The sequence below is a fragment of the Streptomyces sp. NPDC002054 genome (genome assembly GCF_040296685.1).
Taxonomy (GTDB): domain Bacteria; phylum Actinomycetota; class Actinomycetes; order Streptomycetales; family Streptomycetaceae; genus Streptomyces.
Genome location: NZ_JBEOXT010000006.1, coordinates 142900 through 157654 on the forward strand (window position 1 = coordinate 142900; position 14755 = coordinate 157654).

General features: G+C 71.0%; 12 protein-coding genes. All 12 read right to left on the reverse strand.

The features are described from left to right. Positions 1 to 61: 61 nt before the first annotated feature. Positions 62 to 694, reverse strand: coding sequence for an arsenate reductase/protein-tyrosine-phosphatase family protein (locus tag ABT123_RS07600; protein WP_351310781.1), 633 nt, complete (start codon positions 692 to 694; stop codon positions 62 to 64). Next, positions 691 to 1338, reverse strand: a complete 648-nt coding sequence (locus ABT123_RS07605; protein ID WP_351310783.1) for an L-threonylcarbamoyladenylate synthase — start codon at positions 1336 to 1338, stop codon at positions 691 to 693. The genes ABT123_RS07600 and ABT123_RS07605 overlap by 4 nt, the downstream gene beginning before the upstream one ends. A gap of 49 nt (positions 1339 to 1387) precedes the next feature. Continuing rightward, complete coding sequence (prmC, locus tag ABT123_RS07610) at positions 1388 to 2233, reverse strand: peptide chain release factor N(5)-glutamine methyltransferase (RefSeq protein WP_351310785.1); 846 nt, start codon at positions 2231 to 2233, stop codon at positions 1388 to 1390. A gap of 64 nt (positions 2234 to 2297) precedes the next feature. After that, complete coding sequence (prfA, locus tag ABT123_RS07615) at positions 2298 to 3377, reverse strand: peptide chain release factor 1 (RefSeq protein WP_351310787.1); 1080 nt, start codon at positions 3375 to 3377, stop codon at positions 2298 to 2300. Positions 3378 to 3499: 122 nt separating this feature from the next. Further along, a complete protein-coding gene (gene rpmE, locus ABT123_RS07620) occupies positions 3500 to 3718 on the reverse strand; it encodes a 50S ribosomal protein L31 (protein WP_046909139.1) in 219 nt (72 codons plus the stop codon). A 193-nt stretch (positions 3719 to 3911) separates the two neighbouring features. Beyond that, positions 3912 to 5012: an LCP family protein gene (locus tag ABT123_RS07625; protein ID WP_351310789.1), complete on the reverse strand. Its 1101-nt coding sequence runs from the start codon at positions 5010 to 5012 to the stop codon at positions 3912 to 3914. A 178-nt stretch (positions 5013 to 5190) separates the two neighbouring features. Beyond that, positions 5191 to 6948, reverse strand: a complete 1758-nt coding sequence (locus ABT123_RS07630; protein ID WP_351310791.1) for a trypsin-like serine protease — start codon at positions 6946 to 6948, stop codon at positions 5191 to 5193. 117 nt (positions 6949 to 7065) lie between these two features. Continuing rightward, the gene (gene rho / locus ABT123_RS07635; RefSeq protein WP_351310793.1) at positions 7066 to 9144 is read right to left on the reverse strand and encodes a transcription termination factor Rho; all 2079 of its coding nucleotides are present in this window, start codon (positions 9142 to 9144) and stop codon (positions 7066 to 7068) included. 442 nt (positions 9145 to 9586) lie between these two features. Further along, entirely contained in the window at positions 9587 to 10513 is a 927-nt protein-coding gene (thrB, locus tag ABT123_RS07640; RefSeq protein WP_351310795.1) for a homoserine kinase, read from the reverse strand. A 332-nt stretch (positions 10514 to 10845) separates the two neighbouring features. Beyond that, a complete protein-coding gene (thrC, locus tag ABT123_RS07645) occupies positions 10846 to 11916 on the reverse strand; it encodes a threonine synthase (RefSeq protein ID WP_351310797.1) in 1071 nt (356 codons plus the stop codon). A gap of 6 nt (positions 11917 to 11922) precedes the next feature. Next, positions 11923 to 13215: a homoserine dehydrogenase gene (locus tag ABT123_RS07650; protein WP_351310799.1), complete on the reverse strand. Its 1293-nt coding sequence runs from the start codon at positions 13213 to 13215 to the stop codon at positions 11923 to 11925. Between the two features lie 136 nt (positions 13216 to 13351). Further along, positions 13352 to 14743, reverse strand: a complete 1392-nt coding sequence (gene lysA / locus ABT123_RS07655; RefSeq protein ID WP_351310801.1) for a diaminopimelate decarboxylase — start codon at positions 14741 to 14743, stop codon at positions 13352 to 13354. Positions 14744 to 14755 lie beyond the last annotated feature (12 nt).

Consider the following 14755-nt stretch of genomic DNA (forward strand, 5'->3'; position numbering starts at 1 on the left):
CCTCCCGGGCATCGGCCCGCTGCGCCGGCCTCCGGCCGCCGAGGGGCCGGCCCGCGCGTGGTCAGCGGCGCGCCGTCACGCCCGTCAAAGCAGTCACCACCGGGTCCAAGGCCTGGCTGATTTCGTCGCCGATCGAGCGGAAGAACGTGATCGGCGCCCCGTACGGGTCGTACACCTCGTCCGCATCCGGCGACGGGGCCAGCAGCCACCCCCGCAGCGCCGCCGCCGCCCGCACCAGCGCACGGGCCCGCTCCGCCATCCCGTCGTCCAGCGGCGGCAGCGTGGCCGGATCTATGGCGCGGACCAGCCGGGTGAACTCCTTCAGGGTGAAGGTGCGCAGGCCCGCCGAGTGGCCCATCGAGATGACCTGGGCGCGGTGGTCGCGGGTGGCGGTCAGCACCAGGTCGGCGCGTATGACGTGCTCGTCGAGGAGCTCCCGCCCGGTGAAGCCGGAGGCGTCGGCGCCGAAGTCGGCCAGCACCGCCGCCGCGTTCGCCTCCATGGGCGCGCCCTCGTGGCCCCAGGTGCCGGCGCTCTCCACGATCAGGCCTCCGGTGGAGGTCTGGCCGAGGCGGACCGCCAGAGCATGCCGTGTCAGCCGCTCGGTGATCGGCGAGCGGCACACGTTGCCGGTGCTGACGTGGAGTATGCGGAAAGAGTCTCCCCCAGCTATGCCACGCCCCTCAGGGCTCACGGGGCCACCTCGAGGTCGGGTACGACCTCCCGCAGCTGGTCGGCGGTGAGGGCCCCTTCCCGGAGGAGGACCGGAACCTTGCCGGTGACGTCGACGATGGAGGAGGGCTGGATGCCGGGGGTCGGGCCGCCGTCCAGGTAGACGGAGACCGAGTCGCCGAGCATCGCGCGGGCCGCGTCGCAGTCCTCCGGCGCCGGGTGCCCGGTCAGGTTGGCGGAGGACACGGCCATCGGGCCGACCTCGGTGAGCAGCTCGATCGCCACCGGGTGCAGCGGCATCCGTACGGCGACGGTGCCGCCGGTCTCGCCCAGGTCCCAGGCCAGCGAGGGCTGGTGCCTGGCGACCAGGGTGAGGGCGCCCGGCCAGAACGCGTCGACAAGCTCCCAGGCCTGCTCGGAGAAGTCGGTGACCAGCCCGTGCAGGGTGTTCGGGGAGCCGATCAGCACGGGGGTGGGCATGTTGCGCCCGCGGCCCTTGGCGGCCAGCAGGTCGCCGACGGCCTCCGCGCTGAAGGCGTCCGCGCCGATCCCGTACAGGGTGTCGGTCGGCAGCACGACGAGCTCGCCGCGGCGCACGGCCGATGCCGCTTCACGCAGACCCGTCTTGCGGTCCGTCGCGTCGTTGCAGTCGTATCGCCGGGCCATCAGCGGTTCTCCTCGTGCAGCTGGGGGGTGGGGGGAACGGTCGCGCCGGTCACGGCATGGCCTTGCGGGCCGTCGCGAAGCGCGGGCGGTTGTTCAGGTCCGGGTGGTCGGCGGCGTCGGCCCAGCCCAGCTCCTCGGCGAAGATCCACGGGACCTGGCCGCCCTGGGTGTCGGCGTGCTCGACGACGACGATGCCGCCGGGCCGCAGCAGCCGGTGCGCGGTGCGCTCGATGCCGCGGATGGTGTCGAGGCCGTCCTCGCCGGAGAACAGCGCCATCTCGGGGTCGTGGTCCCGGGCCTCGGGGGCGACGTACTCCCACTCGGTGAGCGGGATGTACGGCGGGTTGGAGATGACCAGGTCGACCTGGCCGTCCAGCTCGGGCAGGGCGCGCAGCGCGTCGCCCTGGTGGACGGTGACCCGGGAGCCCGCGGCGTTCTTGCGGGTGTAGACGAGCGCGTCCTCCGACAGCTCGACCGCGTGCACCCGGGACCGCGGCACCTCCTGGGCCATGGCCAGGGCGATGGCGCCGGAGCCCGTGCACAGGTCCACGATCAGCGGCTCGACCACGTCCATGGCGCGGACGGCCTGTATGGCCCAGTCCACCACCGACTCGGTCTCCGGGCGCGGCACGAAGACCCCGGGGCCCACCTGGAGCTCCAGGTAGCGGAAGAAGGCCCGCCCGGTGATGTGCTGGAGCGGTTCCCGGGCCTCGCGGCGGGCGACGGCCTCCCAGTAGCGGGCGTCGAAGTCGGTGTCCTTGACGTGGTGCAGTTCCCCCCGCTTGACGCCGTGCACCCACGCGGCGAGCTCTTCCGCGTCGAAGCGCGGTGAGGGCACGCCGGCGGCGGCCAGCCGCTGGGTGGCCTGTGCCACCTCGGCAAGCAGCAAGTTCATCTGCGCTGGTCCTCCGGGCTGCTGTCGTACGGGGTGTGGAGCGGTCGCTCCCTGGAGCTGCGGGTTACTGCGCGGCGGCGAGCTTCGCGGCGGAGTCGGCATCCACGCAGGCCTGGATGACCGCGTCGAGGTCGCCGTCGAGCACCTGGTCCAAGTTGTACGCCTTGAAGCCGACCCGGTGGTCCGAGATCCGGTTTTCCGGGAAGTTGTACGTACGGATCTTCTCGGAGCGGTCCACGGTGCGGACCTGGCTGCGGCGGGCGTCCGCGGCCTCCTGCTCGGCGGCTTCCTGCGCGGCGGCCAGCAGGCGCGAACGCAGGATGCGCATGGCCTGCTCCTTGTTCTGGAGCTGGCTCTTCTCGTTCTGGCAGGAGGCGACCACACCGGTCGGGAGGTGCGTGATGCGCACGGCCGAGTCGGTGGTGTTGACGGACTGGCCGCCGGGGCCGGAGGAGCGGTACACGTCGATGCGGAGGTCGTTGGCGTTGATCTCGACCTCGACCTCCTCGGCCTCCGGGGTGACGAGCACGCCGGCGGCGGAGGTGTGGATGCGGCCCTGGGACTCGGTGGCGGGGACGCGCTGTACGCGGTGCACTCCGCCCTCGTACTTCAGTCGCGCCCAGACGCCCTGGCCGGGCTCGGTGGCGCCCTGGCCGCCCTTGGTGCGGACGGAGACCTGGACGTCCTTGTAGCCGCCGAGCTCGGACTCGGTGGCGTCGATGATCTCGGTCTTCCAGCCCACGCGCTCGGCGTAGCGCAGGTACATGCGCAGCAGGTCGCCGGCGAACAGGGCGGACTCGTCGCCGCCGGCGCCCGCCTTGACCTCCAGGAGGACGTCCTTGTCGTCGCTGGGGTCGCGCGGGACCAGCAGCAGCCGCAGCTTCTCGGTGAGCTCCTCGCGGTGGGCTCCGAGCTCCTTCACCTCCGCGGCGAAGTCCGGGTCGTCGGCGGCCAGCTCCTTGGCCGTCTCGATGTCCTCGGCCGACTGCTTCCACGCCCGGAAGGTCGCGATGATCGGGGTCAGCTCCGCGTAGCGCTTGTTGAGCTTGCGCGCGTTGGCCTGATCGGAGTGGACCGACGGGTCGGCGAGCTTCTTCTCAAGATCGGCGTGCTCGCCGACCAGTTCCTCGACCGCCTCGAACATCGGGGGCTCCTGGGGTGAAAGTACGAAAAAACGGGGCTGGCTGGGCTGCGGGACGACAAAGGCGCCGGTCCGGCCGCCCCCGCATGGACAGGGGGCGGCCGGAGACCGGCGCCGGAGTCGCGCTACTTCTTGGCGGCAGCCTTGCCGAAGCGGGCCTCGAAGCGGGCCACACGGCCACCGGTGTCGAGGATCTTCTGCTTGCCCGTGTAGAACGGGTGGCACTCGGAGCAGACCTCGGCACGGATGGTGCCCTCGGTCAGGGTGCTACGGGTGGTGAACGACGCGCCGCAGGTGCAGCTGACCTGGGTCTCGACGTACTCGGGGTGGATCTCGCGCTTCAAGGTGTCTCCTAGTTTCGGGAGGGCGCCGGGTCGCAGGACGCGGAATTGCTCCATGCGTGAACCGGGGCCGACGTACCAGTCTGCCAGGACTGGCCCGCCTGACAAAATTCGAGGACGGTCCGTTCAACAGGGTGGGGGGCCGGTCTATTCCGGGGGCCCGCCGAGGGCCGTGCGGCGCCCGCAGCGGCGCCCGTCAGCGGACGAGGGTACCTGCGGTGCCCTTGTCGCCGGCCGAGTTCGCGGTGGCCTCGGCGGGGATCGGGGCGTCCTTGAGGAGCGCGTCCCAGACCAGCCGGGATTCCTTGGTGAGCGGGACCACCCGGTTGGGGTCGCGGGGGTCCCCGCCCACCGGCAGGGTGATCATCTGGAGGTCCTGGGAGTCGATGCCCTGCAGTCCGGAGGCGAAGCCCATCAGCGATTTCACGTCGCCGAGCTTGGAGTCCGTGGTGATCGCCTTGGTGGCGGTGTCGGCGAGGTCGAGGAGCCTCTTGGGGTTGTCGAACATCCCGATGCCCTTGACCTGCTTGATGAGCGCCTTCATGAAGGCCTGCTGGAGCTGTATGCGGCCCAGGTCGCTGCCGTCGCCGACGCTCTTGCGGGTGCGGACCAGCCCGAGGGACTGTTCGCCGTTGAGCTTGTGGGTGCCGGCCGGCAGGTCGAGGTGGCTGGCACTGTCCTTGATCGGCTTGGTGGTGGTGACCTCGACCCCGCCCAGGTTGTCGACGATCTTCTTGAAGCCGGTGAAGTCGACCTCGATGTAGTGGTCCATCCGGATCCCCGACATCTGCTCGACGGTCTTGACCGCGCAGGCGGCGCCGCCGACGGTGAACGACTCGTTGAACATCCGGCGCGGGCCGCCGGGGTCGGTCGTTCCGGCGGAGGTCTGGCAGGAGGGCCGGGTGACCAGGGTGTCCCGGGGGATCGATATGACGCTCGCCTTCTCGTGGCCCTCGTAGAGGTGGACGATCATCGCGGTGTCGGAGCGGGCGGAGCCGCCGTCGTCCCTGCCGTACTCGGAGTTGGCGCCGTCGCGCGAGTCCGAGCCGAGGACCAGGATGTCCATGGAGCCGTTGTCCACGTCCGCCGGGCGGTCCGTGCCGAGGGCCGCGTCGATGTCGACGCTCTTCAGGTTCCCGTTGAACTTGACGTAGTAGTAGCCGAGGCCCGCCCCGCCCAGGACCAGCACACCGGCCGCGGTCCACGCGGCGATCGCGACCGCCCGGCGGCGTTTCGGTGGTTTCCGTCGGTGACCCGCCCCGGCCCGGTGGCCCGGGCCCATGCTGTCCTCGCTCATACGCTCCTCAGTCCTGTCGCGCACCGTATGTCCGCATGTCCGCGTTATGCCCCCTCTATCCAGACGGCGTACCGCCGCAGGGGGTTCCAGGAGGGGCGGGAGGAGTGTGGAAAGCCGTGTGCCCACCGTGCAGAGCACGGTGGGCACACAGGTGGATCCGGGCGATCCGGGCGGGCTGTCAGCTGAAGATGTCGAACTGGCCCCAGGCCGTCCCGTAGTGCTGGCGGGTCCCGAAGGTCGCACCCGAGGTGTTCCCGGTGCCCGGGAACAGCCACAGCACGTCGCCCTCGCGGGCCAGCAGGTCGGGCGTACCGTCGTTGTTCACATCGCCGACCGTGGCGAACCGGCTGTAGGTCTTGCCCAGCGTGGTCACCTGGACGCGCGGCGCGAAGGCGTTCAACCCGGCGTTGCCCGTGCCCTTGTAGAGGTAGACCGCACCGGCGGCGGTACGGGCCAGCAGGTCGGCCTTGCCGTCGCCGTTGAAGTCGCCGTGGCCGACCAGGTTCAGGTACGCCTGCCAGCCCGGTCCGGCGTCGACCTCGGCAGCGAAGCTGCCACGGCCGTCACCGGGGTGGATGACCAGCTTGCCGGTGTCGTACACCGAGAGCAGGTCGGGCAGGTCGTCGCCGGTGACATCGCCGGGCGCGACGACGGCACGGCGGGTCTGCCAGCCGCCGGTGAGCTTGGTGTGCTGCCAGCCCTTCCCGGTGACGTAGTGGGTCCGGAACAGGTCGCCCGCGGTGGTGCGGCGGACGATGTCCTGTACGCCGTCCCGGTCCAGGTCGGCCTGCACGGCCAGGTTGGTGGAGCGGTAGTCGCCCGGCACCGATGCCTGCCAGGAGAGGCTGCCGGACCGCGAGTGGAACGGGAACAGCTTGCCGTCGGAGGCCCGGCGGGCCAGCAGGTCGGCCTTGCCGTCCTTGTTCCAGTCGGTGTCGTTCACCCGGGCCCGGATCGCACCGGCGTAGGTGCTGGCTTTTGCATAAACGCCGTAAGCGCCTTTGTAGACGCAGCCGTCGACGCCCCAGGAGACCACGCCGATCAGGCGGCCGTTGCGGACCAGCGGGCCGCCGGAGTCGCCGTTGCAGGTGGTGTTGGTGCCGGAGTCGCTGCCCGTGGCGGGCTGGCCGGCGCAGACCATGCGGTTGGGGATCAGGTTGCTCCCCCAGAACTGCCCGCAGGTGCTGTCCGACACCAGGGGCATGCCGACCTTCTTGAGGCTCGGCGAGATGGCCTGGCTGGTGGAGGTGTAGCGGCCCCAGCCGTAGGCGTCGGCGTACTGGCCGGCCTGGTACAGGCCGGTGTCCGTGCTGCGCGCCATCGGCAGCGGCTTGACGCCCACCGGCTTGCTGAGGGTCAGCACCGCCACGTCGTTGTCCGTGCTGACGGTGTTGTACGCCCCGTGCAGCCACTGGCGGCTGACGGTCACCGGGGTGCCGCCCTGCCAGTTGGTCTGACCGGAGGCGTCCCTCGCCGGCAGCTTGGTCGCGCCCACCACCACGACGCTGTCCAGGGTCCAGTCGAGGCCCTCGACGCAGTGCGCGGCGGTGAGGATCTTCGTGGGGGCGACGACGGTGCCCCCGCAGAAGAACGCCTCGTCGTCGCTGCTGTCGGTGGGGGTGTTGCGGTCGTCGAGGTAGTGCAGCTGCGCCATCCAGGGCGCGTTGGCGATGGTCTCGCCGGTGCCACCGATGATCATCGGGGCGGTCTGCGGCGGTCCGGACGGCTTCGGGGCGGGGGTCTTGGCGGGGGTCTTGGAGACCGCCCGCTTCGCCTGGTCGGCCGTCATGGACTTGGCGACCCGTTCGCCGAGTTCGCGCTCGGTGGGAACGGGGTTGGACGCGGCCTGCGCGCTGGTGGCCGTCAGCCCTGTACCGAACAGGGCGAGGACGGACACGGCGACGGGGACCGCGAGGCGCGAAGTGCCTATGTGCACGCGCGGATCCTTCTTTTCTGCCGTGGAGTTGAGAGGTGCGGTGATCCTACGGCAGCGCCGCCCCCACCCTGTCGGGTGGGGGCGGCGCAGGACGTACGCGAGGACGTGCCGGGCGTACTAGTCGTTGTTGCCGGACGACGGGGTCGTCTTGGCGATCTGCATCAGGAACTCGGCGTTCGACTTCGTCTGCTTCATCTTGTCGAGCAGCAGCTCGATGGCCTGCTGCGAGTCGAGCGCGTGCAGCACCCGGCGCAGCTTCCAGACGATGGCGAGCTCCTCGCTGTTGAGGAGGATCTCCTCCTTGCGCGTACCCGACGGGTCGACGTCGACGGCGGGGAAGATCCGCTTGTCGGCGAGCTTCCGGTCGAGCTTGAGCTCCATGTTGCCGGTGCCCTTGAACTCCTCGAAGATCACCTCGTCCATGCGCGAGCCGGTCTCGACGAGCGCGGTGGCCAGGATGGTCAGCGAGCCGCCGTCCTCGATGTTGCGCGCGGCACCGAAGAAGCGCTTCGGCGGGTACAGCGCGGTCGAGTCGACACCACCGGACAGGATGCGGCCGGAGGCGGGCGCCGCGAGGTTGTACGCGCGGCCCAGACGGGTGATGGAGTCCAGCAGGACGACCACGTCGTGGCCGAGCTCGACGAGACGCTTGGCGCGCTCGATGGCCAGCTCGGCGACGGTGGTGTGGTCCTCGGCCGGGCGGTCGAAGGTCGAGGAGATGACCTCGCCCTTGACCGACCGCTGCATGTCGGTGACCTCTTCCGGACGCTCGTCGACCAGGACGACCATCAGGTGGCACTCGGGGTTGTTGGTGGTGATCGCGTTGGCGATCGCCTGCATGATCATGGTCTTACCGGTCTTCGGCGGGGCCACGATCAGACCGCGCTGGCCCTTGCCGATCGGCGACACGAGGTCGATGATCCGGGTGGTCAGCACGCCCGGGTCGGTCTCCAGGCGGAGCCGGTCCTGCGGGTAGAGCGGGGTGAGCTTGTTGAACTCGGGGCGGCCACGGCCGGATTCGGGCGCCATGCCGTTGACCGAGTCCAGGCGCACCAGCGCGTTGAACTTCTCGCGGCGCTCGCCGTCCTTGGGCTGGCGCACGGCACCGGTGGTGTGGTCGCCCTTGCGCAGGCCGTTCTTGCGGACCTGGGCGAGGGAGACGTACACGTCGTTGGGGCCGGGCAGGTAGCCCGAGGTCCGGATGAACGCGTAGTTGTCGAGGATGTCGAGGATGCCCGCGACGGGGATCAGCACATCGTCATCGGCGACCTGCGGCTCGTTCGGGCCGAACTCCTCGCGGCCACGGCGCCCGCGGCGGTCGCGGTACCGGCCGCGCCGGCCGCGCCGACCGCCCTCGTCATCGAATTCGTCCTGCGGGCCGTTGTCCTGGCGGCCCTGGGTCTGCTGGGCCTGGCCCTGACCCTGACCCCGGCCGCCGCCCTGCTGCTGGCGCTGGCGGTCGCCGCGGTCCTGCTGGCCGCCGCCCTGGCCGCCCTGCTCGCCGCCCTGGCCGCGGTCGCGGCGGTCACGCTGGCCGCGCTCCTGGCGGTCGGCGCGCTCGGTGCGCTCGCTGCGGTCCTGGCGATCCCGGCGATCCCGGCGACCACGGCCCTCGCCGGCCTCCTGGCCGGTGGTGGCGGGCGCGGCGGTCGCGGTGTCGGCCTTGGCCTCGGGCTGCCGGTCGGCGGGCACCTCGGTCTTCGGCTCGGCCTGCACCACGGTGGTGGCGGTGGCCGCGACCGCGGACTCCGGGCTGCCGGAGGGGGCGGTGGCGCGACGGCGGCGGCGCTCGCCGGCCGGGGCGTCCTCGCTGGCCGGCTGGCCCGGGATGTCGATCTGCGCCTGCGCGGCCGGCTTCTCGGCGGGGGCCGCGGCCGGGGCCTCGGCGGCCTCGACCGTACGGGCCTTGCTGGTGGCGCGGCGCTTCGGCTTGGTCTCGGTGGCAGCGGAGTCCGCGGCCTTGGGGGCGCCGCCTCCGGCCTGCGCCTCCTTGATGACCTCGATCAGCTGGCTCTTGCGCATCCGCGCGGTGCCCCTGATCCCGAGGCCGGACGCGACCTGCTGCAGCTCGGCGAGGACCATGCCCTCAAGGCCGGTGCCGGAGCGGCGTCGCTTGGGCGTGGCGGTGCCCGCAGCGGGGGCACTGGTGTCGACAGAGGTGTCGGCAACGCCCATCAGATCGGTGGTGTCGCTCACGAAGGGTCCTTCCCTGGAGCGGACGTCGGCCTGTCTGGCTCGGCGACCGGTTGTGCTGTCCGACCTCGGTCCTAGGTGTGGACCGTGCCGGGGCGGTGGTCCGCCGCTATCGATACGTCCCGATACGGCGGAGAGATACGAGATACGTGCATGGGTTCCGGCGAGAAGCCCCCCAGCTGGAAGCGTGGGAATGTGTCACGCCGATTCCGGAGCGTGCTCGAAACTGCTTGGCAGTGATCAAAGCAGTTGGGGAGGCTCCCGGAAGAAAGGTGGTCCCTGATGGGGACACTGAGCAACCAGCCTTGGCGGCTTCGGATGCGTACTTGAGACTAACACTACCGGATCCAACAGACATTCCCCCTCTCACTCACCGGCAATCGCGCCCTTCCGCCCGGACCGGTGGGATGGCCTGCCCGACCACCCCACCCCCGGCGGCTGCTGTTCAGCCGCCCTGGTTGCCCAGCGGAAGCACGCTCGCGCCCGCGGTGTCGAGTGCGAGCCGGTTGGCCGCCCATCCCTCGCCCGCGAGCTGCGCGACCTTGTCGGCCGCGCCGTTGTCGACCAGCGCAAGGACCGTCGGGCCCGCGCCGGAGATGACCGCGGGCACTCCATCCGCCCGCAGCCGGTTCACAAGTGCGATGCTCTCCGGCATCGCCGGCGACCGGTACTCCTGGTGGAGCCGGTCCTCGGTGGCGGGCAGCAGCAGCTCGGGACGCCTGGTCAGGGCCTCCACGAGCAGGCCTGCGCGACCCGCGTTGACGGCCGCGTCCACATGCGGGACGCTGCGCGGCAGCAGGCCGCGCGCGGTCTCCGTCAGGACCGGCTTGGAGGGGACGAAGACCACCGGAACGATGGAATCCGCGGCGTCCATCCTGATCGCCCTGGCGCTGCCGCCGTCCATCCAGGCGAGGGTGAAGCCGCCGAGCAGACAGGCGGCGACGTTGTCGGGGTGGCCCTCGATCTCGGTGGCGAGTTCGAGCAGGGCCGCGTCGTCGAGCTTGGCCTCGCCGCCTATGGTGACGGCGCGGGCGGCGACGATTCCGGCGCAGATGGCGGCCGAGGAGGAGCCGAGGCCGCGGCCGTGCGGGATCCGGTTGGCGCAGACCACTTCGAGGCCGCGCGGCTGCCCGCCGAGCAGGTCGAAGGCCGTGCGCATGGACCGTACGAGGAGGTGGCTCTCGTCGCGGGGCAGCGTCTCGGCGCCCTCGCCCGCGATGTCGATGTTCAGGCCGGAGTCGGCCACCCGTACGACGACGTCGTCGTAGAGCCCCAGGGCCAGGCCCAGGGCATCGAAGCCGGGGCCGAGGTTGGCACTGCTGGCGGGGACGCGCACCCGTACGGCGGCGGCGCGGAAGGCGGGACCGGCCATCGCTCGATGACACTCCTTGTGACTGTGCGAGATCTCACTCGGGGACCTGCTGGGATCTGCTGGGGATCTGCTGGGGATCTTCCGCTGTGAATGTACTGGAGAACGTACGACACCCGAAGGCCCTCGGGGCAGCACCGCGTCATATGCGCGGTGGCGGATGTAAGTACAGCGTATCGAAGGAAGGTTCTGTCGCGACATAGGGCGCACAGGAGGCGCACGATGCGTGTCGCGGCTCGCCGGGGCCCATGGCCGCAATTTTGCGGCGCTACGCCCCGGCTTGCCGGATTCCAAAGGCCCCGCGGAGCCTCCGGAATCCGGCGCCGGCCGTATGTTCAGACCAGGCCGAGACGGACCGCTGCGGCCTCGGCGTCGACCGGAACCGTCACCGGCTGCGGTGCACCGGCGACCGCCCAGTCGGGGTCCTTCAGGCCGTTGCCCGTGACGGTGCACACGATCTTCTGTCCCGGGTCGACCAGGCCCAGCTCGGCGGCCTTGAGCAGACCGGCGACCGAAGCGGCCGAGGCCGGCTCCACGAAGACGCCCTCCTGGGAGGCCAACAGCCGGTAGGCCGCCAGGATCTGACGGTCCGTGACCTCGTCGATGAAGCCGCCCGACTCATCCCGGGCCGCGAGCGCGTACTCCCAGGAGGCCGGGTTGCCGATCCGGATCGCGGTGGCGATGGTGTGCGGCTCCTTGACGACCTCGCCGCGCACGAGGGGCGCGGAACCGGAGGCCTGGAAACCCCACACGCGGGGCGTACGGGAGGCCAGGCCGTCGGCCTTGTACTCCTTGAAGCCCCGCCAGTACGCGGTGATGTTGCCGGCGTTGCCGACCGGCAGGACGTGGATGTCGGGGGCGTCGCCCAGCGCGTCCACGATCTCGAACGCGGCCGTCTTCTGGCCCTCGATACGCACCGGGTTGACGGAATTGACCAGCGCGACCGGGTAGTTGTCGGACAGCCGGCGCGCCAGCGTCAGGCAGTCGTCGAAGTTGCCGTCGACCTGAAGGATCTTGGCGCCGTGCACCAGCGCCTGGCCCATCTTGCCGAGCGCGATCTTGCCCTGCGGGACCAGTACGGCGCAGACCATCCCGGCGCGCACCGCATAGGCGGCGGCGGAGGCCGAGGTGTTGCCGGTGGAGGCGCAGATGACCGCCTTGGCGCCCTCCTCCTTGGCCCGGGTGATCGCCATGGTCATGCCGCGGTCCTTGAAGGAACCGGTGGGGTTGGCGCCCTCCACCTTGAGGTGGACCTCACAGCCGGTGCGCTCGGAGAGCACCTGCGCGGGGACGAGCGGCGTGCCGCCCTCGCGGAGCGTGACCACGGGAGTCGTGTCGGTCACCGGCAGACGGTCCCGGTACTCCTCGATGATGCCGCGCCACTGGTGGGTGCGATTGCTGCTCATGGGTCCTTACTCCCCTTCAACACGCATGATGCTGGCGACACCGCGGACGGTGTCGAGCTTCCGCAGCGCCTCGACGGTCCCGGAGAGGGCTGCGTCGGGTGCGCGGTGGGTGACGACGACGAGGGAGGCCTCACCGTCCTTGCCCTGCTGCCGGACGGTGTCGATCGACACCCCGTGCTCGGCGAACACGGTCGCGACCTGGGCGAGGACACCCGGCTTGTCCGCCACATCGAGGCTGATGTGGTAGCGGGTGACGACCTCCCCCATGGGGCTGACCGGCAGCTGGGTGTATGCCGACTCGCCAGGCCCCGTTGCCTCGGCGAGCTTGTTGCGGCAGACGGCGACCAGGTCGCCGAGTACGGCGGAGGCGGTCGGCGCGCCGCCCGCCCCCGGACCGTAGAACATGAGCCGCCCGGCGGCCTCCGCCTCGACGAAGACGGCGTTGTACGCCTCGCGGACGGAGGCGAGCGGGTGGCTGAGCGGGATCATCGCCGGGTGCACGCGCGCGGTGACGGACTCGCCGTCGGCGGCCCGCTCGCAGATGGCGAGGAGCTTGATGGTGCAGCCCATCCGCTTGGCGGAGGCGAAGTCGGCGGCGCTGACCTCGGTCATGCCCTCGCGGTGGACGTCGTCGAGGCGGACCCGGGTGTGGAAGGCGATGCCGGCCAGGATGGCGGCCTTGGCGGCGGCGTCGTAGCCCTCGACGTCGGCGGTCGGGTCGGCCTCGGCATAGCCGAGGGCGGTGGCCTCGTCCAGCGCCTCCTGGTAGCCGGCGCCCGTGGAGTCCATCTTGTCGAGGATGAAGTTCGTCGTGCCGTTGACGATGCCCATGACGCGGTTGATCTTGTCGCCGGCGAGGGACTCGCGCAGCGGCCGGATCAGCGGGATGGCGCCGGCGACGGCGGCCTCGTAGTAGAGGTCCTTGCCGTGCTCCTCGGCGGCGGCGTGCAGGGTGGCCCCGTCCTGGGCGAGCAGCGCCTTGTTCGCGGAGACCACGGAGGCGCCGTGCTCGAACGCGGTGGTGATCAGCGTCCGGGCCGGCTCGATGCCGCCGATGACCTCGATGACGACGTCGATGTCCCCGCGTTTGACCAGGGCGGTCGCATCGGTGGTGACCAGCGCCGGGTCGATGCCGTCGCGGACCTTGGAGGGGCGCCGTACGGCCACGCCGGCGAGCTCGACGGGGGCGCCGATCCTCTGCGTGAGGTCGTCGGCGTGCGTCGTCATGATGCGCGCCACCTCTGAGCCGACCACTCCACAGCCCAGCAGCGCCACCTTCAGCGGACGCGTACGCATCATGAGACCTACGCCTTTCGATCTTTTGATCACTTCGATCAGCCCCGGCCCGCGGTCTTGCGGGCCGGTTGTGTGAACCAGTCTCACTCAATGGACAGAGGATTCCATCCTCGGTCCAATGAGTGAGATGTCTATTTCATCATCCGAGGTCGAGGCGCAGGAGATCCTCCTCCGTCTCCCGGCGGACGATCACCCGCGCCGCCCCGTCGCGTACGGCCACCACCGGCGGCCGGAGTACGTGGTTGTAGTTGCTGGCCATGGAGCGGCAGTACGCGCCGGTGGCGGGCACGGCGATGAGGTCGCCCGGCGCGAGGTCGGCCGGCAGGAACGCGTCCTTGACGACGATGTCCCCGCTCTCGCAGTGCTTGCCGACGACCCGGGCGAGCATCGGCTCGGCCTCGGAGCGGCGGGAGACCAGGGCCACGCTGTACTCGGCGTCGTACAGGGCGGTCCGGATGTTGTCGGACATGCCGCCGTCCACGCTGACGTACGTCCGCAGGCCCTCCAGCGGCTTGATCGTCCCGACCTCGTACAGGGTGAAAGCGGTGGGGCCAACGATGGCGCGGCCGGGCTCCACGGAGATGCGCGGGGCGCGCAGGCCGGCGGACTCGCACTCGCGGGCGACGATCTCGTTGAGCGCCTTGGCGATCTCGTGCGGCTCGCGCGGGTCGTCCTCGGAGGTGTAGGCGATGCCCAGGCCGCCCCCGAGGTCGATCTCGGGCAGCTCGATGCCGTGCTCGTCGCGGACGGCGGCCAGCAGCCGCACGACCCGCTTGGCGGAGACCTCGAAGCCGGCCATGTCGAAGATCTGGGAGCCGATGTGCGAGTGGACGCCGAGCACCTCCAGGCTGTCGTGGCCGAGGGCGCGCCGGACGGCCTCCGCGGCGGACCCGTCGGCGACGGCGATGCCGAACTTCTGGTCCTCGTGCGCGGTCGCGATGAACTCGTGCGTGTGGGCCTCGACGCCGACGGTCACCCGGATCTGCACGGGCTGGCGGACGCCGAGTTCGCGCGCCACGTGCGCCACCCGCGCGATCTCCTGGAAGGAGTCGAGCACGATCCGTCCGACCCCGGCCTCGATGGCCCGCCGGATCTCCGCAACGGACTTGTTGTTGCCGTGGAAGGCGATGCGCTCGGCGGGCATCCCGGCGGCCAGCGCCGTGGCCAGCTCCCCACCGGAGCAGACGTCGAGATTCAGCCCTTCTTCCTTCAGCCATCGCACGACGGCCTTGGAGAGGAACGCCTTGCCGGCATAGAACACGTCGGCGTCCTTGCCGAAGGCGTTCGCCCACGCCCGGCACCGCTGCCGGAAGTCCTCTTCGTCCAGGAAGTAGGCGGGGGTCCCGAACTCCTCGGCGAGCCGGGTCACTTCGATCCCGCCGACGCGGACCACACCGTCCTCGCCGCGGCCGACCGTACGGGCCCAGACCTTCTCGTCCAGCGCGTTCAGGTCGGCGGGCGGCGGGGAGTAGTGGCCCTCGGGCAGGACGTCGGCGTGCCGGGGCCCGGCGGGGTGCGCTGAACGGCTCATGTCTCTCTCTCG